This window comes from Blautia coccoides, assembly GCF_034355335.1.
In the GTDB taxonomy this organism is placed as follows: domain Bacteria; phylum Bacillota; class Clostridia; order Lachnospirales; family Lachnospiraceae; genus Blautia; species Blautia producta.
In genome coordinates, this window is the sequence record NZ_CP136422.1 from 359543 (window position 1) to 385473 (window position 25931).

At 46.5% G+C, this 25931-nt stretch carries 17 protein-coding genes; all 17 read left to right on the forward strand.

Annotated features, from left to right (window positions below):
• Positions 1 to 23: 23 nt before the first annotated feature.
• Positions 24 to 1187, forward strand: a complete 1164-nt coding sequence (locus BLCOC_RS01610) for an NAD(P)/FAD-dependent oxidoreductase (RefSeq protein ID WP_115624161.1) — start codon at positions 24 to 26, stop codon at positions 1185 to 1187.
• A 67-nt stretch (positions 1188 to 1254) separates the two neighbouring features.
• Positions 1255 to 3063, forward strand: coding sequence for an aryl-sulfate sulfotransferase (locus tag BLCOC_RS01615; RefSeq protein ID WP_115624162.1), 1809 nt, complete (start codon positions 1255 to 1257; stop codon positions 3061 to 3063).
• 89 nt (positions 3064 to 3152) lie between these two features.
• Entirely contained in the window at positions 3153 to 3824 is a 672-nt protein-coding gene (locus BLCOC_RS01620) for a Crp/Fnr family transcriptional regulator (RefSeq protein WP_115624163.1), read from the forward strand.
• Positions 3825 to 4019: 195 nt separating this feature from the next.
• Positions 4020 to 7862 (forward strand): DNA-directed RNA polymerase subunit beta, encoded by a 3843-nt coding sequence (rpoB, locus tag BLCOC_RS01625; RefSeq protein WP_115624164.1) that lies wholly within the window; start codon positions 4020 to 4022, stop codon positions 7860 to 7862.
• Between the two features lie 15 nt (positions 7863 to 7877).
• Positions 7878 to 11594 (forward strand): DNA-directed RNA polymerase subunit beta', encoded by a 3717-nt coding sequence (rpoC, locus tag BLCOC_RS01630; protein WP_018596939.1) that lies wholly within the window; start codon positions 7878 to 7880, stop codon positions 11592 to 11594.
• A gap of 127 nt (positions 11595 to 11721) precedes the next feature.
• Positions 11722 to 13026 (forward strand): glycoside hydrolase family 3 protein, encoded by a 1305-nt coding sequence (locus BLCOC_RS01635; protein ID WP_115624165.1) that lies wholly within the window; start codon positions 11722 to 11724, stop codon positions 13024 to 13026.
• Between the two features lie 269 nt (positions 13027 to 13295).
• The gene (rpsL, locus tag BLCOC_RS01640) at positions 13296 to 13709 is read left to right on the forward strand and encodes a 30S ribosomal protein S12 (RefSeq protein ID WP_018596937.1); all 414 of its coding nucleotides are present in this window, start codon (positions 13296 to 13298) and stop codon (positions 13707 to 13709) included.
• A gap of 206 nt (positions 13710 to 13915) precedes the next feature.
• Positions 13916 to 14386, forward strand: coding sequence for a 30S ribosomal protein S7 (gene rpsG, locus BLCOC_RS01645; RefSeq protein ID WP_029470823.1), 471 nt, complete (start codon positions 13916 to 13918; stop codon positions 14384 to 14386).
• A 14-nt stretch (positions 14387 to 14400) separates the two neighbouring features.
• A complete protein-coding gene (gene fusA / locus BLCOC_RS01650) occupies positions 14401 to 16521 on the forward strand; it encodes an elongation factor G (protein WP_018596935.1) in 2121 nt (706 codons plus the stop codon).
• A gap of 149 nt (positions 16522 to 16670) precedes the next feature.
• Positions 16671 to 17864 carry an elongation factor Tu gene (gene tuf / locus BLCOC_RS01655; protein ID WP_115624166.1) on the forward strand — a complete coding sequence of 398 codons (1194 nt, stop codon included), beginning with the start codon at positions 16671 to 16673 and terminating at the stop codon, positions 17862 to 17864.
• 236 nt (positions 17865 to 18100) lie between these two features.
• Positions 18101 to 19276 (forward strand): ISL3 family transposase, encoded by a 1176-nt coding sequence (locus tag BLCOC_RS01660; RefSeq protein WP_115622724.1) that lies wholly within the window; start codon positions 18101 to 18103, stop codon positions 19274 to 19276.
• 236 nt (positions 19277 to 19512) lie between these two features.
• Positions 19513 to 19644 carry a hypothetical protein gene (locus BLCOC_RS01665; protein WP_256161844.1) on the forward strand — a complete coding sequence of 44 codons (132 nt, stop codon included), beginning with the start codon at positions 19513 to 19515 and terminating at the stop codon, positions 19642 to 19644.
• Between the two features lie 181 nt (positions 19645 to 19825).
• Positions 19826 to 21085 (forward strand): MFS transporter, encoded by a 1260-nt coding sequence (locus BLCOC_RS01670; protein ID WP_162149874.1) that lies wholly within the window; start codon positions 19826 to 19828, stop codon positions 21083 to 21085.
• The gene (locus tag BLCOC_RS01675) at positions 21075 to 21620 is read left to right on the forward strand and encodes an FmdE family protein (protein WP_018594707.1); all 546 of its coding nucleotides are present in this window, start codon (positions 21075 to 21077) and stop codon (positions 21618 to 21620) included. The genes BLCOC_RS01670 and BLCOC_RS01675 overlap by 11 nt, the downstream gene beginning before the upstream one ends.
• A gap of 366 nt (positions 21621 to 21986) precedes the next feature.
• Entirely contained in the window at positions 21987 to 23906 is a 1920-nt protein-coding gene (locus BLCOC_RS01680) for an endonuclease MutS2 (protein ID WP_115624168.1), read from the forward strand.
• Between the two features lie 2 nt (positions 23907 to 23908).
• Positions 23909 to 24421 (forward strand): GNAT family N-acetyltransferase, encoded by a 513-nt coding sequence (locus tag BLCOC_RS01685; RefSeq protein ID WP_029470791.1) that lies wholly within the window; start codon positions 23909 to 23911, stop codon positions 24419 to 24421.
• A 608-nt stretch (positions 24422 to 25029) separates the two neighbouring features.
• Positions 25030 to 25923, forward strand: coding sequence for a hypothetical protein (locus tag BLCOC_RS01690; protein ID WP_115624169.1), 894 nt, complete (start codon positions 25030 to 25032; stop codon positions 25921 to 25923).
• The last annotated feature ends 8 nt before the right edge of the window (positions 25924 to 25931 follow it).

A 25931-nucleotide genomic window follows, 5' to 3' on the forward strand; every position in this document is an offset into this window, starting at 1 on the left:
AAAATAGAATAGGAGATGAAAGTATGGAATCAATTTATGATCTGATCATCGTGGGCGGCGGTCCTGCCGGTCTTGCGGCTGCTATATATGCAGGCAGATCCGAACGGAAAACCCTTCTTCTGGAAAAGGGAAGCTATGGCGGGAGGATCAACGATACCTATGAAGTCCGCAATTATCCCGGTACTATGGTGGACAGCGGCCAGCACCTGATGGAGCGGTTCAGGGAACATGCATCCAGTCATCCCACCGTGGAGCTGAAGCGGACTACAGCAACGGCGGTTAAAAAGGAAGAGAACCTTTTTATTGTCAGCACAAAGAGAAGAGGGGACTTTAAGGCCCGCAGTGTAATCCTGGATCTGGGTACCCGTCCGAGAGAGCTGGGGATTCCCGGAGAAAAAGAATTTGTGGGACACGGTGTGGCTTACTGTGCTACTTGCGATGCGGAATTCTTTAAAGGCAAAGAGATTTATGTACTGGGAGCAGGAGACCAGGCGGTTGAGGAAGCCGATTATCTGACAGGATTTGCCTCTAAGGTTACGATCATAGTACTGCATGAAGAGGGGCACCTCGACTGTAATGAGGTATCAGCGGAACATGCTTATAAGAATCCTAAGATTGACTTCTGTTGGAGTTCCACGGTTCAGGAGATCAAAGGCAGTGACCATGTGGAATCCCTTGTACTGAAAAATGTTGAGACAGGTCAGGCACATGAGGTAAAAGCAGACGGACTGTTTTTCTTTGTGGGCATGGTGCCGCAGACAGAGCCGGTGCGCGAGATGGTCACATGTGACAGGAGCGGCTATATCAAAGTCAGCGATAAGATGGAGACCAGTGTGCCGGGGCTTTATGCAGTAGGAGACTGCAGGCAGACATTTTTGCGTCAGGTTGTCACCTCCGCGGCAGACGGCGCAGTGGCTGCCGTGGCCTCTGAACGCTATGTTAAGGAGCTTAACCAGATTGAAAGTATTTTAAGCCCCGATTCAGGTAAAATAGCATTTGTGTTCTACAATCCTTATAGTAATGAAGAGATTCAGGCAGTGTCAGATCTGGAACAGCAGCTTCGGGGAGAATGGAAGGTTTACCGCCAGGACATTACCCGTCAGAATCTTCTGTATCAGAACCTGAAGGTAGAACGCACAGTGTCAACTGCATTTTATGAAAACGGTAAATTATTGGAAGTAAAGTAGTGTAACTGTCAACGGATTTTATCCTATTATAAAAAATATTATGATTGATTTCAGGAGGTTATAGATTATGGGTCAGCCACTTGTTTTTCCACACGGAGTCACTGTTTACAATCCGGAGAAATGCTGGAGCGGATATACGATTGTTCCGCTGATCAATGACGGCGTTCTGCTGTTCGACATGAACGGAAATGAGATCAGACGCTGGAATATGCATGCCATGCCGCCGAAACTGCTTCCGGGCGGGTATGTGATGGGTCTGTCAGGGTACCGTCATCCTGATTACGGGATGCAGGACGGTGTCAACCTGATCGAGATTGATTACGATGGAAATATTGTCTGGGAATTTGATCATTTTGAAGATATTGATGACCCGGGAAGGGATCACCGCTGGATGGCACGCCAGCACCATGACTATCAGAGAGAGGGAAATCCTGTGGGATACTATGTTCCCGGGATGGATGCAAAACCGCTGGAAGGCAATACACTGATCCTGGTACACCAGACGATCAGAAACCCGAAAATATCTGATAAAAAGCTTTTGGATGACGCTATGATCGAAGTGGACTGGGAGGGCAATATTCTGTGGAAATGGTCCATCAGCGAGCACTTCGATGAGCTTGGATTTGATGAAGCGGCTAAAAACGCACTTTTCAGGGACCCCAATATGCGTTCCTCAGACGGAGGCGTAGGCGACTACCTGCATGTAAACTGCATGAGCTACCTGGGACCGAATAAATGGTATGACCAGGGAGATATGCGGTTCAAACCGGAAAACATTATTTTTGACTGCAGAGAGGCCAACATCCTTGCAATCCTTGATAAGGAAACCGGCAAGATCGTATGGCGTATCGGACCTGATTTTAATGCTTCTCCGGAGCTTAAAAAAATGGGCTGGATCATTGGCCAGCATCATTTCCACATGATCCCCAAGGGTCTGCCAGGCGAAGGCAACCTGATGGTATTTGACAATGGCGGCTGGGGCGGATACGGGGTGCCGAACCCATCAGCTCCCATCGGTGTAAAAAATGCCCTGCGTGATTACAGCCGCGTGCTGGAGTTTAACCCGGTAACACTGGAGGTGGTCTGGAAACTGACTCCAAAGGAACTGGGCCATGCGGTTCCCACTGACGCCAGCAAATTTTACAGTCCCTATGTCAGCAGCGCACAGCGCCTGCCCAATGGAAATACTATGGTCACGGAAGGTTCAGACGGCCGCGTGATCGAAGTGACACCGGAACATGAGATCGTGTGGGAATGGATATCACCATATTATACACATAATGAAAAAGGGCCTAAGAATAATATGATCTACCGCGCTTACCGTTACCCTTATAGTTATGTGCCCCAGGAACCGGTTCCCACGGAGGTTCCCATCGCGCCTATTGACAACATAACCTACAGGGTACCGGGAGCAGGAGCCTTCGGAGCGAAAAAAATCATTGATATTGAAGGAACTTTGCCGTATTATCAAGATGTGGCACTGTGTGTGGCCACAGACGACGAGGAAGATGTGACACAGAGGGAAAAAGTCTTTGAAGTGAATACAGACTTTTTCAAACCGGTGACTATGTCAAACTGGAATGATGATGTACTTAAAGTAGAAGGAAGACCGGTTCTCGTGCTGTTCGGAGCAGAGCGCTGTGTACACTGCAAGGCACTTCATCCTGTTCTGGAGGAAGCCCTCATGGAAGAGTATGAGGGAATGTATGAGGTACGCTATGTTGATGTGGATTCCAATCAGGATCTGCTGGATGCGTGCCATATCGGAGGAATTCCTGTCGTTGTGATCTACAAAAACGGGGAAGAGGTCCAGAGGTTCAATGGCGAGAAGGATTATGATGATTTGTGTGATATTTTGGACAGACCATTGGAATAAGAAGAATAAAACGCAGAGAGGAGCTGTTTTGACAGCCCCTCTTTGCGTTTCTTTTTTTCTGGGATACTCTAATGTTGGGAGGGATAGAAATGCATAAGTTTTTTGAGGACACGAAAAAAAGCTGTCCGCTTCCTTTTGCTGATCTCTGTATGGGAAGCTGCATTTATCGGCCGTATATGAATCGCAAGACATATCAGAGGTCAGAGATCATATATCCACAGGGGAGCAAGATCAACTATTTTGGAATCGTACTGGACGGCATCCTGAAGGCGGTGAGCCACACAGTCAACGGGGATGAGCTTTGCAATGCCTATTTTGAAAAGAATGATATTTTTCCGGAGCTGCTCTACTTTTCCGGAAAGAGATATTACACCTATACCCTGGTGGCTGCGAAAAAATCCACAGTGGCCTGGATCCCTGTGGAGGTTCTGGAGGAAATGCTGGAGCGGGACAACCTGCTGATGTATTCTTTGCTGCTCTATATATCGCAGCGGGGTCTGAAAGACCAGCTCTATCTCAATTGTCTGAATTATCAAACTATCCGTGAGAGGATAGCCTACTGGATCGTGGGAATGAACGATATTGTGGTGGAGGAAGTGATCCCGATGCCGGTTTCTCAGTCGGTTATGGCAAATATGCTCCATGTGAGTCGGTCATCGCTGAACCAGGAATTAAAACTGATGGGAAAAGAGGGATATTTCAGCATACAGGGGCAGGAGATGCATATCAAAGATGTGGAAAGACTGCAGGAAATGCTGTAAAAACACCTAAAAATATTTTAACAAAAAATGGTTGACAGGCTTGACAGGGTGTGTTATAGTGAGAAATGCACTATTATGGCAAGTTATGCCTGTTGTTCTATTTATGAATGAAATTAACCTTATTATAGGAAACTTTCGATCAAGGGCTCAGGTATAAGCATAATAAAATTAAAACATACAAGGGGTGAAACGTCAATGGAGAAAAATAGAATCCGTCCCATTACAACCGGTAAGAGCATGAGAATGACCTACCAGCGCCAGAAAGAGGTACTGGAAATGCCGAACCTCATTGAAGTACAGAAAGACTCTTACCAGTGGTTTCTGGACGAAGGTCTAAAAGAAGTTTTTGAAGATATCTCTCCAATCGCCGACTACAGCGGTAAATTGAGCTTGGAATTTGTTGACTTTACTTTGTGTGAAGATGAGGTTAAATACTCCATCGAGGAATGCAAGGAGAGGGACGCTACTTTTGCAGCTCCTCTGAAAGTAAGGGTAAAATTATACAACAGAGAGAATGACGAGATCAGTGAACATGAAATTTTCATGGGTGATCTGCCGTTAATGACTGCAACCGGTACCTTCGTGATCAACGGCGCTGAACGAGTTATTGTCAGCCAGCTTGTGCGTTCTCCGGGCATTTATTACGCTATCGCTCACGATAAACTGGGCAAAACCCTTTATTCCTGTACTGTTATCCCGAACAGGGGTGCATGGCTGGAATATGAGACCGACTCCAATGACGTATTCTATGTACGTGTAGACAGAACTAGAAAAGTCCCTATTACAGTTTTGATTCGTGCTTTAGGTATCGGCACGAATGCAGAAATTATAGAGTTATTCGGTGAGGAACCGAAGATATTAGCCAGCTTTACAAAAGACACTGCTGAGAGTTATCAGGAAGGTCTTCTGGAGTTATACAAAAAGATCCGTCCGGGTGAGCCGCTGGCTGTGGAAAGCGCAGAGAGCCTGATCACCAGTATGTTCTTTGACCCAAGACGTTACGACCTGGCAAAAGTAGGCCGTTACAAATTCAACAAAAAGTTACTGCTGAGAAACCGCATCGCAGGCCATGTACTGGCTGAGGAGGTTGTGGATACCACAACAGGTGAGATCATGGCAGAGGCCGGCACAGTCGTATCAAAAGAACTGGCTGACCAGATCCAGAACGCGGCAGTTCCCTATGTATGGATCCAGGGTGAAGAGCGCAACATCAAAGTCCTTTCCAGCATGATGGTGGATATCACCAATTATGTGGACGTTGATCCCGCTGAGGTGGGAGTGACAGAGCTTGTGTACTATCCTGTTCTGGCTAAGATACTGGAAGAGAATGAGGATATTGAGGATATCAAGGACGCAGTCCGCCGTGAGATCCACGAGCTGATTCCGAAGCATATCACAAAAGAAGATATCCTTGCTTCCATTAACTATAACATGCATCTGGAATATGGTCTGGGCAACGATGACGATATCGACCATCTGGGCAACAGACGTATCCGTGCAGTAGGTGAACTGCTGCAGAACCAGTACAGGATCGGTCTTTCCAGACTGGAGCGTGTGGTTCGCGAGAGAATGACAACACAGGATATGGAGGGTATTTCTCCCCAGTCCCTGATCAATATCAAACCGGTAACAGCAGCCGTGAAGGAATTCTTTGGTTCCTCCCAGTTGTCACAGTTCATGGATCAGAACAACCCTCTGGGTGAGCTGACCCATAAGAGACGTCTTTCCGCATTAGGCCCCGGCGGTCTGTCACGAGACCGTGCAGGTTTCGAGGTTCGAGATGTACATTACTCCCATTACGGAAGAATGTGCCCTATCGAGACTCCTGAGGGTCCTAACATCGGTCTGATCAACTCCCTGGCATCCTACGCCAGGATCAATCAGTACGGTTTTGTGGAAGCTCCGTACCGTAAGATCGACAAAACAGATCCTAAAAATCCGCGGGTTACAGACGAGGTTGTCTATATGACCGCAGATGAAGAGGATAACTACCATGTTGCGCAGGCTAATGAGCCGCTGGACGAAGAAGGACACTTTATCCATAAGAACGTTTCCGGACGTTATCTGGATGAAACACAGGAATATGAACGCCATATGTTTGACTACATGGACGTATCTCCGAAGATGGTGTTCTCAGTAGCTACAGCCCTCATCCCATTCCTGCAGAACGATGATGCCAACCGTGCCCTGATGGGATCCAACATGCAGCGCCAGGCTGTGCCCCTTCTCACCACAGAGGCTCCTGTTGTAGGAACCGGTATGGAAGTGAAGGCAGCCGTTGACTCCGGTGTCTGTGTAGTGGCTAAAAAAGCCGGTACCATAGAGTGTGCGGCGTCAAAAGAAATTGTTATGCGCAATGATGATGGTACAAAAGATACTTACCGTCTTACTAAGTTCATGAGAAGTAACCAGAGCAACTGCTATAACCAGAGACCCATTGTGACCAAGGGAGAGCATGTGGAAGAGGGACAGGTAATTGCTGACGGACCTTCCACCGCAAACGGTGAGCTGGCTCTTGGCAAGAACCCCCTGATCGGTTTCATGACCTGGGAGGGCTACAATTACGAGGATGCCGTTCTGTTAAGTGAGAGACTGGTACAGGATGATGTCTATACTTCTGTGCATATTGAAGAATATGAGGCAGAAGCCAGAGATACAAAGTTAGGACCGGAAGAGATCACACGTGATGTTCCGGGCGTTGGTGACGATGCATTAAAAGATCTGGACGAGCGCGGCATTATCCGTATCGGTGCTGAGGTCCGCGCAGGTGATATCCTGGTTGGTAAAGTAACTCCCAAGGGAGAGACAGAGCTGACTGCAGAGGAGAGACTGCTCCGCGCTATTTTCGGTGAAAAAGCCCGTGAAGTGCGTGATACTTCCCTGAAGGTTCCTCACGGTGAGTACGGTATCGTTGTAGACGCAAAAGTATTTACAAGAGAGAACGGCGATGAGCTGTCTCCCGGTGTCAATCAGGCAGTCCGCATCTATATTGCGCAGAAGAGAAAGATTTCTGTGGGTGATAAGATGGCCGGCCGTCATGGTAACAAGGGTGTTGTTTCCCGTGTGCTTCCTGTTGAGGATATGCCGTTCTTGCCAAACGGACGCGCGCTGGACATTGTACTGAACCCTCTGGGTGTGCCTTCCCGTATGAATATCGGACAGGTGCTGGAGATCCATCTGAGTCTTGCGGCAAAAGCCCTTGGATTTAACATTGCTACACCGGTATTTGACGGTGCCAATGAGAATGATATCCAGGATACCCTGGATCTTGCAAATGATTATGTGAACATGGAATGGGAAGACTTTGAGGCAAAGCATAAAGATACAATGCGCCCTGAAGTTTTACAGTTCCTTTACGATAACAGAGCTCACAGAGAGCTGTGGAAAGGCGTGCCGATCTCCCGTGACGGTAAGGTAAGACTTCGTGACGGACGTACAGGTGAATATTTTGACAGCCCTGTAACCATCGGACACATGCACTATCTGAAGCTGCATCACTTGGTAGATGATAAGATCCACGCACGTTCCACAGGCCCATACTCCCTGGTTACACAGCAGCCTCTGGGTGGTAAAGCCCAGTTCGGCGGTCAGCGTTTCGGAGAGATGGAGGTTTGGGCACTGGAAGCATATGGTGCTTCCTATACACTGCAGGAGATCCTGACAGTGAAATCCGATGATGTGATCGGACGTGTGAAAACTTATGAAGCGATTATCAAGGGCGACAATATTCCGGAGCCTGGTATTCCGGAGTCCTTCAAGGTACTTTTGAAGGAGCTGCAGTCCTTGGGTCTGGATGTCAGAGTCCTCAGAGAAGACATGACAGAAGTGGAAATCATGGAGAATATCGACTATGGCGAGACAGATATGCGCTCCATCATTGAAGGTGATTCCAAACACCGCGGCGAAGAAGATTACGGAGACTACGGATTCTCAAAACAGGAATTCGAGGGTGAAGAATTAGTAGACGTGGAGGATGAGCCGGAAGAGGATGAAGAAGCATTCTTGAGCTTAGATGATGATACTCTTGTCGAGGAGTAAGGAAAGGAGTCCACAATGCCAGAAACAGCAAATAAAGAGGCATATCAGCCGATGACCTTTGATGCCATCAAAATCGGATTGGCGTCCCCGGAGAAAATCCGGGACTGGTCCAGAGGCGAGGTTAAAAAACCGGAAACCATTAACTATAGAACCCTGAAACCGGAAAAAGACGGCCTGTTCTGCGAGAGGATTTTCGGACCGAGCAAAGACTGGGAATGTCACTGCGGTAAATACAAGAAAATCCGTTATAAAGGCGTTGTCTGTGACCGATGCGGCGTTGAGGTGACAAAAGCCAGCGTCCGCAGGGAGCGCATGGGCCATATTGAACTGGCAGCACCGGTCTCCCATATCTGGTACTTCAAGGGTATTCCGTCCAGAATGGGACTGATCCTGGATCTTTCCCCGAGATCCCTGGAAAAAGTCCTGTACTTTGCCAACTATATCGTACTGGACGCAGGCACCACGGAACTGCAGTACAAACAGGTACTGACAGAGAAAGAGTTCCAGGATGCCAGAGAAAAATACGGTGACGGCGCATTCCGTGTAGGAATGGGAGCAGAGTCTGTTATGGAACTGCTGGAGGCTATTGACCTGGAAAGAGAATCCAAAGAGCTGAAAGCAGGCCTCAAGGATTCCACAGGCCAGAAGCGCGCACGTATCGTAAAGCGTCTTGAGGTTGTGGAAGCTTTCCGTGAATCCGGAAACCGTCCGGAGTGGATGATCATGACAGTTGTGCCTGTAATTCCGCCGGACCTTCGTCCTATGGTTCAGCTGGACGGCGGACGTTTCGCCACATCCGACTTAAATGATTTATATAGAAGGATCATCAACAGAAATAACCGTCTGAAAAGACTGCTTGAACTGGGCGCTCCTGATATCATTGTCCGCAATGAGAAGAGAATGCTCCAGGAAGCTGTTGATGCCCTGATTGACAATGGACGCCGGGGCCGTCCGGTCACAGGACCGGGTAACCGTGCGCTGAAGTCCCTTTCCGATATGCTGAAAGGTAAATCAGGCCGTTTCCGTCAGAACCTTCTGGGTAAACGAGTTGACTACTCAGGCCGTTCTGTTATCGTGGTTGGACCTGAATTGAAGATATTCCAGTGCGGTCTGCCAAAAGAGATGGCGATTGAGCTGTTCAAGCCTTTTGTTATGAAAGAGCTGGTGAGCAACGGCACTGCCCATAACATTAAGAATGCCAAGAAGATGGTAGAGAAGCTGGAACCTGAAGTATGGGATGTTCTGGAAGATGTCATCAAAGAGCATCCTGTCATGTTAAACCGTGCTCCTACACTGCATCGTCTGGGTATCCAGGCATTTGAGCCTATTCTGGTTGAGGGTAAAGCGATCAAGCTGCATCCCCTTGTATGTACCGCGTTCAACGCCGACTTTGATGGTGACCAGATGGCTGTTCATCTTCCCCTGTCCGTTGAGGCTCAGGCAGAGTGCCGTTTCCTGCTTCTGTCTCCAAACAACCTGCTGAAACCGTCTGACGGTGGTCCGGTGGCTGTTCCTTCACAGGATATGGTCCTTGGTATCTACTATCTGACACAGGAGAGACCGGGCGTTAAAGGTGAAGGCAAATATTTCAAGAGCGTAAATGAAGCCATCCTGGCTTATGAAAACGGATATATTACACTGCAGACCAGAATTCATGTACTTTGCAGCAAGACACAGCCGGACGGCACCGTAATGGAAGACATGGTGGATTCCACACTGGGACGTTTCCTGTTCAATGAAATCATTCCGCAGGATTTAGGTTTTGTGGACCGGTCTGTACCGGGCAATGAACTGAAGCTGGAAGTTGATTTCCTGGTAGGCAAGAAACAGTTAAAACAGATTCTGGAAAAAGTAATCAATACCCACGGCGCTACCAGAACCGCAGAGGTGCTGGATAAGATCAAAGCCACAGGTTACAAATACTCAACCAGAGCTGCCATGACCGTATCTATCTCTGATATGACAGTGCCGCCTCAGAAACCTGAGATGATCCAAAAGGCACAGGATACGGTTGACCTTATCACCAAGAACTTCAAACGTGGTCTTATCACGGAGGAAGAGAGATATAAAGAAGTAGTTGAGACATGGAAGAAGACCGATGATGAGCTTACCAAAGCCCTGCTGACAGGACTTGATAAGTACAACAACATCTTTATGATGGCTGACTCCGGTGCCCGTGGTTCCGATAAGCAGATCAAACAGCTTGCCGGTATGCGTGGTCTGATGGCTGATACGACAGGTCACACCATCGAGCTGCCCATCAAGTCAAACTTCCGTGAGGGTCTTGACGTACTGGAATACTTCATGTCCGCTCATGGTGCACGTAAAGGTCTGTCTGATACAGCCCTGCGTACCGCTGACTCCGGTTACCTGACAAGACGTCTGGTTGACGTTTCCCAGGATCTGATCGTCCGGGAAGTGGACTGCTGTGAAGACAGAGGCGAGATTCCGGGTATGTGGGTAAAAGCCTTCATGGACGGAAAAGAAGAGATTGAAAGTCTTCAGGAACGTATCACAGGACGTTTCTCTTGTGAGACCATCAAGAACGCCAAAGGCGAAGTGATCGTCAAGGCAAACCATATGATCACTCCAAAGCGCGCCGCACGTGTGGTCAATGAGGGAGTGAAAGAGGATGGCAAATCTTATGATTCCGTTAAGATCCGTACTATCCTCACATGTAAGTGCCATATCGGTGTGTGTGCAAAATGCTACGGTGCCAACATGGCAACCGGTGAGCCTGTTCAGGTAGGTGAGTCTGTAGGTATTATCGCAGCCCAGTCTATCGGTGAACCAGGTACACAGCTTACCATGCGTACCTTCCATACCGGTGGTGTTGCCGGCGGCGATATCACACAGGGTCTTCCCCGTGTGGAGGAGCTTTTTGAGGCAAGGAAGCCGAAAGGTCTTGCAATCATCACAGAGATCAAAGGTATTGCAACACTGAAGGATACAAAGAAGAAACGTGAAATCATCGTTACAGATAATGAGGACGGTAACTCCAAGACTTACCTGATTCCTTACGGCTCTCGTATCAAGGTTCAGGACGGACAGTATCTGGAGGCCGGTGATGAGCTGACAGAGGGTAGTGTCAATCCTCATGACATTCTGAAGATCAAGGGCGTTCGTGCTGTTCAGGATTATATGATCCAGGAAGTACAGCGTGTATACCGTCTGCAGGGTGTTGAGATCAATGATAAGCATATCGAGGTTATCGTTCGCCAGATGCTGAAGAAGATCCGCATCGAGGACAACGGAGATACAGAATTCCTGCCGGGTACCCTGGTTGACGTTCTGGACTACGAGGAAGAGAACGAGAAGCTCATAGAAGAGGGCAAAGAACCGGCAGACGGAAAACAGGTAATGCTGGGTATCACCAAAGCATCTCTGGCAACCAACTCCTTCTTGTCCGCAGCTTCCTTCCAGGAGACCACAAAGGTTCTGACTGAAGCAGCCATCAAGGGCAAGATCGATCCACTGATCGGTCTGAAAGAGAATGTTATCATCGGTAAACTGATTCCTGCGGGAACAGGAATGAAGTGCTACTCCAACATCAAGCTGGATACAGATTTGGCTGAGGATGAAGAAGATTATGATGAGGATGAACTCGAACTGGCGGAAGCACTGGATGTACTTCCGGCTGAGGATGAAGAGGAAGTTCTCCAGTTGACAGATGAGGTGGATGAGGTGGAACTTTCCGAGGAGGAAGAAGAAGCCGAATTGACAGAAGAATAAAGCAGGATGTAACCGTTTAGTACCTTTACAGTTACTTGCAAAACATACAAAAGACCGCTTTTCCGGAAAATGACCGGAGGGGCGGTTTTTGTATTCAGGTTATGCAGTCTTTTAAAGGAGGACAAGTATGAACAAAAAAAGAAAGTCACCTTTATGGATGCTGGTTCCCATGGGAGTCATCATCGTAGTTTTATCTATTGTCTTGATCGTCATTACCTTAAAATCAGAAAGCCAGAGAACAGAGACAGCATCCGCACATGGGACCCCCGGCGGGGAAAAGGCGGAAGAGAGCGTGGACGCGGCAGGTTCAGTACAGGCGGAACCTGAGGCGGCGGATACAGGGCCGGCCCAGGTTTATGTATCGCCGGATGTGCCGCAGAAGGTTAAGGATAAGGTGAAATCCATGAGCCTTGAGGAGAAAGCGGCACAGCTTTTTTTCGTAACACCTGAGGCTATCACCCAGGTAGATGCAGCCACCGTTGCCGGTGAGGATACGAAGAAAGCTTATGAGCAGTACCCTGTAGGAGGGATCATATATTTTTCCCGGAATATCCAGGGGCCGGACCAGCTTAAAGAAATGTTGTCCAAAACCCAGAACTATGCAAAGGAAATTGCAGGTGTCCCTGTGTTTCTGGGTGTAGATGAGGAGGGCGGAGAGGTGTCCCGGGTAGCAGGGAATAAGAATTTCTCCGTTACCAGATATGAGAGTATGCGAGCCATAGGGGACAGTAGGGATACTTCCCGGGCCTATGATGTGGGAAAAAACTTAGCATCCTATTTGAAAGAAATAGGATTTAATATAGATTTTGCACCGGATGCGGATGTAATTACCAATTCTGGCAATACTGTTATAGGAGACCGTTCTTTTGGGGAAGACCCCCAGTTGACTGCTGATATGGCGGCGCAGGTGGTCAGAGGACTGCAGGACAACGGAGTGTCAGCCTGTCTGAAACACTTCCCGGGACTGGGAGGTACTGTGGAGGACAGCCATGAAGAACGCGCCTATACGGACAAGACCCTGGAGGAGATGGAGCAGAAAGAGATGATTCCTTTTATAGAAGGGATAAAGGCAGAGTCGGATCTTATCATGGCAGGCCATATCTCCATACCCAAATCCCTGGGAGATGATACCCCGGCGTCTCTCTCGGAAAAAGTGCTGACCGGCCTGCTCCGGGACAAGTATGGATATGACGGCCTCATTATCACAGATGCCCTGGATATGAAGGCTGTTTCCGGAGTGTACAGTCCTGCCGAGGCTTCTGTAAAGGCACTCCAGGCCGGTGCGGACATGCTCCTGATGCCCGAAGATTTCAAGGCTGCCTACCGTGGTGTGCTGGATGCTGTCAGGAGTGGCGATTTGAGCCAGGAGAGGATCGATGCCTCTGTGGAGCGCATACTGCGGTTAAAAATGAAAAAATATGACTATCCATGATCCTGTATTGGCTGTTCTGTGTATTTTATTTTGTAAAACACCCGAAAGGACGGTGACGGTGCAGAGATTATGCGGGAAATACCTATAAAATTGTATTTTTTTGAAAAATTTCCTTGACAGCACCATTTTACATGGATATAATGAGAGAGCGTGCATAAAACGCAATTTTTTTGCGCGTAAAAACATTTATTCATGACAATGAATAACTGGCAGCCACTCATTTCTTCTATAATAATGTAGAAGAGAAATAATACAGGAGGTGAAATGGAATGCCAACATTCAATCAGTTAGTAAGAAAAGGACGTCAGACTTCCGTAAAGAAGTCCACAGCTCCGGCGCTTCAGAAGAGTTTTAACTCTTTACAGAAGAAGACCACAGATATGTCTTCTCCGCAGAAGAGAGGTGTGTGTACAGCGGTTAAAACTGCTACACCGAAAAAGCCTAACTCTGCTCTTAGAAAAATCGCCAGAGTTCGTCTTTCCAACGGAATCGAGGTAACAAGCTACATTCCAGGTGAAGGACATAACCTTCAGGAGCATAGTGTTGTTCTTATCCGTGGCGGCAGGGTAAAAGACTTACCAGGTACAAGATACCACATTATCCGTGGTACACTTGATACTGCAGGCGTTGCCAACAGACGTCAGGCCCGTTCTAAATACGGTGCTAAGAGACCGAAAAAATAATTAATTAGAATCATTTGAAGTCACAGATATAACTATTAAGACTGATTTTGTACCGGGATTCCATAGACCCAGGTTGTGGCTGCGGGTTTCTATATAGGATTTACCGAGTACGGACATACAAAATAGTTGTGTGAGTACCGATGATCTAATCGTTAAGGGCAAAACGTTTGTCCGTAATTTTGATAATGATTAAGGAGGGAAGTAACGTGCCACGTAAAGGACATACTCAAAAAAGAGACGTTTTAGCAGATCCGTTATACGGAAACAAAGTGGTTACCAAACTTGTCAATAACATTATGTTAGATGGTAAGAAGGGTGTAGCTCAGAAGATCGTATACGGTGCGTTCGCTAAAATGGAGGAAAAAGCCGGTAAACCGGCAATCGAAGTTTTTGAAGAAGCAATGAACAACATCATGCCGGTTCTGGAAGTTAAAGCCAGACGTATCGGTGGTGCTACCTATCAGGTACCTATCGAAGTAAGACCTGAAAGACGTCAGGCATTAGCTCTTCGTTGGATCACTCTGTATTCTCGTAAAAGAGGAGAGAAGACAATGGAAGACAGACTGGCTAATGAATTATTAGATGCTTCCAACAATACAGGTGCATCTGTTAAGAAGAAAGAAGACATGCATAAGATGGCTGAGGCAAATAAAGCATTTGCTCACTATCGATTCTAGAGGAGGAAAATCCATTGGCTGGAAGAGAATATCCGTTAGATAGAACCAGAAACATTGGTATTATGGCACATATTGATGCCGGTAAGACCACTCTTACAGAGCGTATCTTATATTATACCGGTGTTAACTATAAAATTGGCGATACTCACGAAGGAACTGCTACCATGGACTGGATGGAGCAGGAACAGGAGAGAGGTATCACAATTACTTCCGCCGCTACCACCTGTCACTGGACTTTACAGGAAAACTGTAAAAGCAAACCAGGCGCACTGGAACATCGTATCAATATTATTGATACCCCAGGTCACGTTGACTTTACTGTAGAAGTAGAGCGTTCCTTACGTGTACTTGACGGTGCGGTTGGTGTCTTCTGTGCAAAAGGCGGCGTTGAGCCTCAGTCTGAAAATGTATGGCGTCAGGCAGATACCTACAATGTACCCCGTATGGCATTCATCAACAAGATGGATATCCTGGGTGCAGATTTCTACGGTGCCGTAGAACAGATCAAGACTCGTTTAGGTAAAAATGCAATTTGTCTTCAGCTGCCCATCGGTAAAGAAGATGAATTCAAAGGAATCATCGACCTGTTTGAAATGAAAGCCTACATCTACAATGATGAAAAGGGCGAGGACATTTCCATCACAGATATCCCGGAGGATATGGCTGATGACGCAGAACTGTATCACACAGAGTTAGTTGAGAAGATCTGCGAGTTAGATGATGATTTAATGATGGAGTATCTGGAAGGTGAAGAACCTACCGTTGAAGCTCTGAAAGCAGCCCTGAGAAAAGGAACCTGCGAGTGTGCAGCAATCCCGGTATGCTGTGGTACTGCTTACAGAAATAAAGGTGTTCAGAAATTACTGGATGCTATTCTTGAATTTATGCCTGCTCCTACAGATATCCCGGCTATCAAAGGTCAGGATATGGACGGAAACGAAGTTGAGAAGCATTCTTCCGACGACGAACCGTTCGCAGCTCTGGCATTTAAGATCATGACTGACCCGTTCGTTGGTAAGCTGGCATTCTTCAGAGTTTACTCTGGTACTATGAACTCCGGTTCTTATGTACTGAATGCGACAAAAGGCAAAAAAGAGCGTGTTGGACGTATCCTTCAGATGCATGCCAACAAGAGACAGGAACTGGATAAAGTATATGCCGGTGATATCGCTGCAGCGATCGGATTCAAATTCACCACAACAGGTGATACAATCTGCGATGAACAGCACCCGGTTATCCTGGAATCCATGGAATTCCCGGAACCAGTTATCGAGCTGGCTATTGAGCCTAAGACAAAAGCCGGACAGGGCAAACTTGGTGAAGCTCTGGCAAAACTTGCCGAAGAAGATCCGACCTTCCGTGCTCACACAGATAAAGAAACAGGTCAGACTATCATCGCTGGTATGGGCGAGCTGCATCTGGAGATCATCGTAGACCGTCTGCTTCGTGAATTCAAAGTAGAGGCTAACGTTGGCGCTCCTCAGGTTGCTTACAAAGAGACCTTTACCAAGAATGCTGATGTTGACAGTAAATACGCAAAACAGTCCGGTGGTCGTGGACAGTACGGTCACTGTAAAGTTAGATTCGAGCCTATGGACGCCAACGGCGAAGAACTGTTCAAGTTCGAGAGCACAGTTGTGGGCGGTGCTATTCCGAAGGAATACATCCAGCCTGTAGGACAGGGTATCGAAGAAGCTATGAGAGCTGGTATTCTGGGTGGATTCCCGGTTGTAGGTATTTACGCAAACGTTTATGACGGTTCTTACCATGAGGTCGATTCCTCCGAGATGGCATTCCATATTGCAGGTTCTCTTGCATTCAAGGAAGCTATGGCGAAGGCAGCTCCGGTTCTCCTGGAGCCTATCATGAGAGTAGAGGTTACTACTCCGGAAGACTACATGGGTGATGTTATCGGTGATATCAACTCCCGTCGTGGACGTATCGAAGGTATGGATGATATTGGCGGAGGCAAGATGATCCGCGGATTCGTTCCTCTGGCTGAGATGTTCGGTTACGCAACAGACCTGCGTTCCAGAACACAGGGCCGTGGTAACTACTCCATGTTCTTCGAGAAATATGAGCCGGTTCCGAAATCCGTACAGGAAAAGGTACTTTCAGTAAAAACAGGAAAATAATAATTAAAAACTTGCAAATATCCTTGATTTGCAATATAATCAAGGATAGCAGGTTGAATATATTGATATTCCAACCGCCTCGTTATGAGGCAACAAAAAATCATAAAATTGCCCAGACGGGGCGCATGTGAATAAGGAGGAAATTCAAAATGGCAAAAGCTAAATTTGAAAGAAGCAAACCGCATTGTAACATTGGTACCATCGGACACGTTGACCATGGTAAAACAACTCTGACAGCTGCTATCACAAAAACTCTTTCTGAGAGAGTAGAAGGAAACGCAGCAGTAGATTTCGCTAATATCGATAAAGCTCCGGAGGAGAGAGAACGTGGTATCACAATCTCTACTGCTCACGTTGAATATGAAACAGAGAACAGACATTACGCACACGTTGACTGCCCAGGCCATGCTGACTATGTAAAGAACATGATCACTGGTGCTGCTCAGATGGATGGCGCTATCCTGGTTGTTGCTGCAACTGATGGTGTTATGGCTCAGACAAAAGAGCACATCCTGCTGTCTCGTCAGGTAGGTGTTCCTTACATCGTTGTATTCATGAACAAATGTGATATGGTTGACGATGAAGAGCTGCTTGAGCTGGTAGACATGGAAATCCGTGAGCTGTTAAGCGAGTATGACTTCCCAGGCGATGACACACCGATCATCCAGGGTTCTGCTCTGAAAGCTCTGGAAGATCCAAGCAGCGAGTGGGGCGACAAGATCATGGAACTGATGGCTGCAGTTGACAGCTGGATTCCGGATCCTCAGCGTGACACAGACAAACCGTTCATCATGCCTGTAGAGGATGTATTCTCTATCACAGGTCGTGGTACAGTTGCTACTGGTAGAGTAGAGGCTGGTGTTCTTCACGTATCTGAAGAAGTTGAAATCGTTGGTCTGAAAGAAGAGACACGTAAAGTAGTTGTAACAGGTATCGAGATGTTCCGTAAACTGTTAGACGAGGCTCAGGCTGGTGACAACATCGGTGCACTGCTTCGTGGTGTTCAGAGAACTGAAATCGAAAGAGGACAGGTTCTTGCTAAACCGGGAACAATCAAATGCCATACAAAATTCACAGCTCAGGTTTACGTTCTGACAAAAGACGAGGGTGGCCGTCATACACCGTTCTTCAACAACTATCGTCCGCAGTTCTACTTCAGAACAACAGACGTAACAGGTGTCTGCAACTTACCGGAAGGTGTTGAGATGTGCATGCCTGGTGATAACGTAGAGATGACAATCGAGCTGATCCACCCGATCGCTATGGACCAGGGTCTTACTTTCGCTATCCGTGAAGGTGGACGTACTGTTGGTTCAGGCCGTGTTGCTACAATCATCGAGTAATCACTGAGTAGTACGAATATATAAATATAGAGTACCGTAAGGTACATTGTGTCCAAGCATAAGATGCCCCGGAACCGTAAGGTTTCCGGGGTTTTTCTGTTATTAAAAAGGTTCTATAATGAATGTTGGGGTATGTGAATAACGTATTTTCAACATTCATTTTTTGTTATAAAATAAAAGAAGCCTCCCCAAAATGCCGGTCATCCAAAACTAACATTTTAAAGGAGGTTTCAAAAATGCACTCTAATTGTACCAAAAATCTCTTAGATTTAGAAGGGGTTATAATAAAAAAAGTTGTGCATGCGGATCATTATGTAAAGATTTTTATTCAAACAGATCCTTCCTTACAGACTTGTCCTGAGTGCGGCAACCAAACCAAACGCATTCATGATTATCGGTATCAAAAGATTAAGGATCTACCGTTCCAAATGAAACATACATATTTAATACTTAAGAAAAGGCGATATGTCTGTAAATGCGGTAAACGATTTATGGAGAAATATCATTTTCTACCTTCCTATCAACGGCAGACTTTACGTTTATCCTACAAGATAATTGACCTACTTAGAAATCTTGTGAGTATAAAGTCCGTTGCAGATACAACAAATGTTTCAGTTAACACCGTTACCCGACTTTTGGACACCATTAATTATTCTACACCCTCTCTTCCAGAGTGTATATCAATTGATGAATTTAAGGGTAATACAGACGCCGGAAAGTACCAATGTATTCTTTTAGATGCCAAGAAACACCGTATTCTTGATATCCTACCGGACAGAACGCAGAGCCATTTGATTTCCTATTTCAGAGAAACAAACCGAGCTGAGCGCCACCGTGTGAAGTTCTTTGTCTGTGATATGTGGCAGCCCTACGTAGACTTAGCAAGAGCTTACTTCCCTAATGCCACAATCATTATAGACAAATATCATTTCATCCGGTATGTAACTTGGGCAATTGAAAATGTGAGGAAAAGGCTCCAGAAAACAATGCCTGTAAACCTCAGAAGATACTATAAACGCAGCCGAAAGTTAATTCTTACTCGATATGCTAAGCTTAAGGATGAAAACAAGAAAGCGTGCGATCTTATGCTACTTTATAACGATGACTTGAGATTGGCTCATACTCTTAAGGAATGGTTTTATGAGATATGCCAGAGCGAGAAGTACTCCTATCAGCGAACAGCTTTCTGGGAGTGGGTTAAGTCTGCAGAGAAATCAGGAATACCCGAGTTTGAGAACTGTGCAAAAACTTATAGAAACTGGTCAGAAGGTATTTTAAATGCTTTTAAATACAAATATACAAATGGTCCTACTGAAGGTTACAATAATAAAATCAAGGTGCTAAAAAGACTATCTTTCGGAATACGTAACTTTAATAGATTCCGTACAAGAATTATACACTGCTCTATCTAAAAAACGGACGACTGGCAAGAGGCTTATTTGGCATGCCCAAAAACATGAATTATAGACCCAAACATTAAAATGGCCCTAAATGTAGTAAAGGAGCGGGATTCAAAGAATCCCACCCCAACTATTGACATAGAGCCATTAAAAAAAACAGCGTACCCAGCCGGAGAAAAAAGCTTTCTTCCTCATCTAATCAGTGCACAAACAAACAGGAAATCCGGACTCCGCAAAGGGGGATGAATATGAACCTATTACTGATAAAAAGAGTTAAAAAGCACGACAAAGCCGCATTCCAGAAACTGATGGAAAAACAGGCGACTGCTTTATATAATACGGCCAAGGTAATTTTGATGAACGAAGAGGAGCTGTCTTGATTTCTGCTGACAGATTCTCTTCGTTAAACTACCAAAGATTTCTCTATTTCTTTAGTTCTTTTTTCTATTGACGATTGATTGCATTTGGTATATAAAAGGTGAAAGATAGATTTTTATTCATGACTGTCAGGGTACCAGACAGTTATGAGCGATGCATGATATTCGGAAGGATAAAGAAGAGATGAGACGGATAAAAAGTGTGCAGGTGCGTCATCAATATACACTGCTTCAGTGTTTTTACTGGGTTTCAAGCTGCGCGATCATGGGATTTGCAACTGTGTTTCTTCAGTACAAGGGATTGTCCAACACGCTTGTAGGCATGTCCGTAGGCGGAGCGGCATTTATCAGCATATGGATGCAGCCGTTCCTGGCCGGTCTGGTGGGAAAGGTCCGGGGACTGAGTTTGAAGAAGATGATTCTTCTGATTATTCTGGCAGTTACGTCGGGATATCTGGTCCTTGGAACAGTCCCCCTTCCCAAAATGGCAATAGTGGGGCTGTATCTTGTGCTGAATACCCTGTATAACTCCATTACCCCTCTGATCACTGCCATGGGAATGGAGTATATGAACCAGGGCTATGAGGTGAATTTCTGTATTTCCAGAGGGCTTGGGTCAGTGAGCTATGCAGTCAGTGCTGTAGTCTTAGGGCAGCTTGTGGAACACTTTTTTCCGGGAATCCTTACCTTTGCCTTTGCGGGCATGGAGCTTCTGCTGTTTGCAGTAGTTGTATCCATGCAGGAACCGGAGTCATCTGCGGTGAAGGAAGAACAGGAGCCATCCAGCAGTGTTATTGAAATACTCAAGGGAAACAGGCCGCTGCTGTTGTTTGTGGCGGGATTTGGAATCTGCTATATGACCAGTTCCATCCTGGGTACCTATATGATCAATATTGTACGGGAACTGGGCGGTACAGACGGGACCTTCGGGATAGCGGCATTTTTCTGCGCAGCCAGTGAGATGCCGGCAATGTTTTTGTGCAATTATTTGATACGTAAGGTATCCTGCAAGAAGCTGCTGAAGCTGAGCAGTGTATTCTTTGTCCTGCGTCCACTGGTGATTTTTCTGGCCCCGAATCTGGCGGTGGCTTTTCTGGGATTTGCACTCCAGTCCCTTTCTTTTGGAATCTTTACACCTGTGTCTGTGTTCTTTATCAATCAGGAACTGAAGGAGAAGGACAGAGTCGTGGGGCAGACAATATTCGGTATGGTGACAGTGGGTGTGGGAAGCTGTGTAGGTAATCTGGCAGGTGGTTTTCTCATGGACAGGATTGGATTGAAAACTACGCTGGGGCTTTGTGTGATATTTGCGGCAGTGGGATTTTTAATTACACAGAGAGTGAAGGTGGAGGATGCGGGGCCGAGGCGCAGGATACTCCAGATAGAAGACAATAGGGCGGAAAATAAGGAGCGTCACAGAGAAAGGGGTAAAGATGAAGGATAAAATTTGGAAAAAATGCGTGGAGTTTCATGGCCATGAATGCGGGGGTCTGACTATTGGTTACAAGGCGGCACTTTATGCTATTGAGCTTTTAGAGATCAAGACAGAGGACGGACTTTGTGTATCTGAGGATGAACAGATTGTGTGTATTTCGGAAAATGATGCCTGCGGTGTGGACGCCATTCAGGTGATCCTGGGCTGTAGTGTGGGGAAAGGAAATTTACTTTTTCATATGTGTGGAAAGCAGGCATTTTCTTTTTACAGAAGGAGTACAGGGAAATCCGTGCGTCTTGTTTTGAAGCCTCGCCCTGAGGGGCTTGACAAAGGAGAATCCTTTCGGTATTATCAGGCGTGCAGTCCTGGGGAAATGTTTGATGTTAAGGAGACAAGGATTACTCTGCCGGAAAAAGCCAGGATCTTTAAATCTATTGTCTGCTCCCGCTGCGGCGAGACAGCTGCGGAGAATATGATGCATCTGCAGGGAGAGGAGATTCTGTGCCGGGATTGTTACAGCGCTTATGACCGGTTTCATGTTTGACAAAACTGCGTGTGGCGGTTATAATGCAAGAAGAGTAAATAACAGATAAGAAATGAGGTGTCTTTGTGCTGAGGGTTTCCGTAGTGGAGATTACAGAATAATCGAATAATCTGTAGGGATAGTATATCGTTTTTTCAGATACCCTATCCTTGTATCAGTGTACCCTGATGGCTGATACATTCGCTTACGAACCCTTATCATACACTTCAAATATATTGGGATGAATGGAAGAATACGGTTATCCGCTGCCTTTGGCAGGGGGATTGTTTCTGTATCTCCGTTTCTTTTCTTCTCATGGAAGGCCACAGAAGTCGTATACCCGTTCGGGCGTATGTATCTGTGGTTATTTTTTTAGAGAGGAAAGTCATGAGTAATAAATCATTAGAAACAATAGGATATTATAATATATTAGAAAAATTAAGAGAATGTACATCTACGGAAAAGGCGGGAGAAAGGATTTTGGAAATGCAGCCTATCCTGTCAGAGACGGATCTGAGAAAGCAGCTTCGTGATACCACGCAGGCCAGAGCCATGCTGGAACTGTCAGGGACTCCGCCTATTCCGGCTATGGAGCATGTGGAGGAGTACCTGCAGAAGGCAGTAAAAGGAAATATGCTCATGCCTGAGCAGCTCGAGGAGATAGGCATGTTCCTGAGTGCTGTGCGGCGGCTGAAATCTTATCTGCAGAGAGGGGAGGAAGGACGGATCAGCCTTGCATTCTATAATCGGAATCTTATTTTCCCGGAGGAACTGCAAGAGGAGATAGAGCGCTGCATCAGGAGCGGAAGGGTAGATGACCATGCCTCTGCTTATTTAAAAGACATCAGAAAACAGATACAATTTCTGGAGGAGAAAGTAAGTGAGAGGGCAGAGCGTGCATTAAAGACCAACAGACAGTATTTAAATGACTCTTTTGTAGTGAAAAGAAACGGAAGATTCTGTATTCCGGTGAAAAAAGAATGCAGGTCCCTGGTTCCGGGCACTGTGGTGGAACAGTCTTCCACAGGCGCTACCTTGTTCATTGAGCCGGAGACAGTCGCCAATCTCAGGGAGGATCTGGAAATATACAGGATCGAGGAGGACGCTGAGGAGCGTAAAATACTATATACCATCACCAATATGACTGCTGAGAGGGAAGCAGAGCTGATGGAAGATATCCGGGTCATTGAAAAACTGGATTTTATATTTGCAAAAGGAAAGCTGAGTCTGGAAATGGATGGGACGGAACCGAAGATCAATCTGGAACAGTACATGGAGCTGAAAGGCGCCAGACATCCTATGCTGGATAAGGCAAGCTGCGTCCCTCTGGATTTTCAGATCGGTAAAGGAATCAGGGGAGTTATCATTACGGGTCCAAATACCGGAGGTAAGACGGTTGCTATTAAGACCGTGGCTCTGATGAGCGCAATGGCTTGTTCAGGTCTGCATGTGCCGTGTAATGAGGCGGATATTTGTATGCAGAACCAGATTTTATGTGATATCGGGGACGGACAGAATATTTCAGACAATCTGTCCACCTTCTCAGCTCATATAAAGAATGTGCTGAATATTTTGAAGCGGGTGAGGCCTGAGAGTCTTGTGATCATGGATGAACTCGGGTCGGGCACAGACCCCCAGGAGGGAATGGGGATTGCCATATCTATATTGGAGGAGCTGAGAAAAAGCGGTGCCCTGTTCCTGGTTACCACCCATTATCCGGAAGTAAAAGAGTATGCTGACGGATATGAGGAGGTGCAGAATGCAAGGATGGAGTTTGACAGGGACAGTTTAAGGCCGCTGTACAGGCTGCGGGTAGGAGAGGCCGGAGAGAGCTGCGCGCTTTATATAGCAAAGCGTCTGGGATTTCCGGATGGAATGCTGGCAGCAGCAGCCCGGGAAGCTTACGGGGATAAGAGCAGCGCATTTATTCAGTCTATGGAGATTCAGGAGCATGGCCGAAGGCTGGAGAAAATCCATGTCCCCCGCATAAAAAGGGCGGTGGAGATAAAAGACAGCATGGAAACAGTCAGGAAGTTTAGCAGAGGAGACAGTGTGAGTATACTTCCGGATGGGAAGATTGGAATTGTAGTAAAACCAGCGGATAAAAATGGAAGTGTGCTGGTACAGTTCAGAAATGAAAAGCAGTTGATCAGTCACAAACGCCTGAGACTGAAGGTGGCGGCAGCGGAACTTTATCCAGAGGACTATGATTTTTCTATTATATTTGATACAGTGGAGATCAGAAAAGCCAGGCACCAGATGGCAAAACACCACATGGAAGGTCTGGAGATAGAAGTGGAGGAATGAAAATGGAAATAAGAAGAGAAAGAGCGTGTGACCACCAGGAAGTATATAAACTGATCCAGGCTTCCTTTTCAGGTGCTGAGCATGCGGACGGCAACGAACAGGATTTGGTACAGGCACTGCGTAAAAGCAGTGCGTTCGTACCGGAGCTTTCCTTGGTGGCAGTGGACGATAACAGGATCATAGGGCATATTTTATTTACTGAGGTCAGAATAAACAGTACCGTACAGCTTGCCCTTGCACCTCTGTCAGTCCTTCCGGGATACCAGAGACGAGGTGTGGGACAGGCTCTAATGAGAGAAGGACATAAGCTGGCAGCGCAGATGGGATATGAGTTTTCTGTTGTTCTGGGAAGCAGCGGATATTATCCAAAGGCCGGGTATGTTCCGGCAGATGTTTACGGAATAGAACCGCCGTTTGATGTGCCCAGGGAGAATTTTATGGCGCTCAGTTTACAGGGAGAAGCAGAGCCGCTTCATGGAATGGTAATGTATGCGCCGGAGTTCTTTTCTGTTTAAAGGGTATGAGATGTCTTTGCGCAGATATGAGGCAAAATACACGGGCATTCAGTCAGGTATGGAGCAAAACGCGTTACTATTCAGCCTTCCGGCTTCATAGCAACAAAAGCATGCACACAGACTGCAAAAACCGCAGTCTGGCGCGTGGCTGCCTCGGGATTGCCTTGCAAATGCAAGGCAACACCTCGCGGGATAGTGGAAGGCTGAACTGTTACCAAAACACTCCATATCTGCGTTCTGCCTGTTGAAATGAAAACCTCTCTGTGTTATACTGTTAATCTATCCAGCCGGGAACTATTAAAGCGTTTTTGGCAGTGTGACCGCCGCCCGGATGGAGAATAGGTTTATTTTTAGTTTATAATATCATGATTTCTGCTTTTCGGCCGAAAGGCTGTCAACTGGGGAATTCCCCCGATTTTACCAAATCAAAACCAATTAAATAAGTGGTCATATTTCAAGGGAAAGTCTTGAATAATCTATAGTTCTTTTCTATACTTAGATATAGAAAGGGCCGTTACGGTTCAGTTCCTTTACAAAAACGTGAAGGCCTGCTGAATGGTTTCAAAAAGTCTTCCTTTTGTCATATGATCTGCAAAAGGAGGGCGTTTATGGCAGCAAAAGAGAACCTGAAGTACAAAAACAGTGTGTTTGTAGATCTGTTTTTTGAGGATGAGTCCGCAGAGAAAAATGAGATATCATTTTACAACGCACTGCATGAGGAGCCGCTTCCGGCGGGAACAAAGGTCCGGAAGATCAGAGTGGATGATGTACTCTACATGAATTTCTGCAATGATATATCTTTTGGCATCGAAGATAAGGTCATGGTGTTCGGAGAACATCAGTCGACAATCAATGAAAATATGCCGCTGAGGGATCTTCTGTATATCGGCCGTGCATTGGAGCAGATCGTCCCGGTGCGTGACCGGTACAGGAAAAAAGCAGTAAGGCTTCCAACTCCGGAGTTTTATACTTTTTATAATGGGAAGGAGCCATGGTCCAGGGAGAAGACCCTGTACCTGTCGGATACATATGCCAGGAAGGAGGAAGCTCCCATGCTGGAACTGTGTGTGAAGGTCATCAATATCAATCCGGAGGAAGGGCATGAGATCCTTGACAGGTGCGGAATACTGAGAGAGTACAGTGAGTTTGTGGAGATCCTCAGGAAACATCAGCAGACGGACAGCTCGGATGCATATAAAAATGCCATAGAAGAATGTATGAAAGCAGGAATACTGGCCGATTATCTGAAGAAGAAAGGCAGTGAGGTGGTAAATATGCTGATAGCGGAATATGATTATGATCTGGATGTGGAAGTACAGCGTGAGGAAGCTTATGCGGCGGGAAAGGAAGAAGGAAGACAGGAAGGAAGAGAGGAGGGGCAGAAGGAGAAACTGCAGGAACAGGTAAAACGGAAACTGGAAAAGGGAAAATCCGTAGATACGATCGCGGAAGAATTGGAGGAAAGCCGGGAGGAGATTTCCAGGATCATAAAAAGGTTATAGCCCGATGA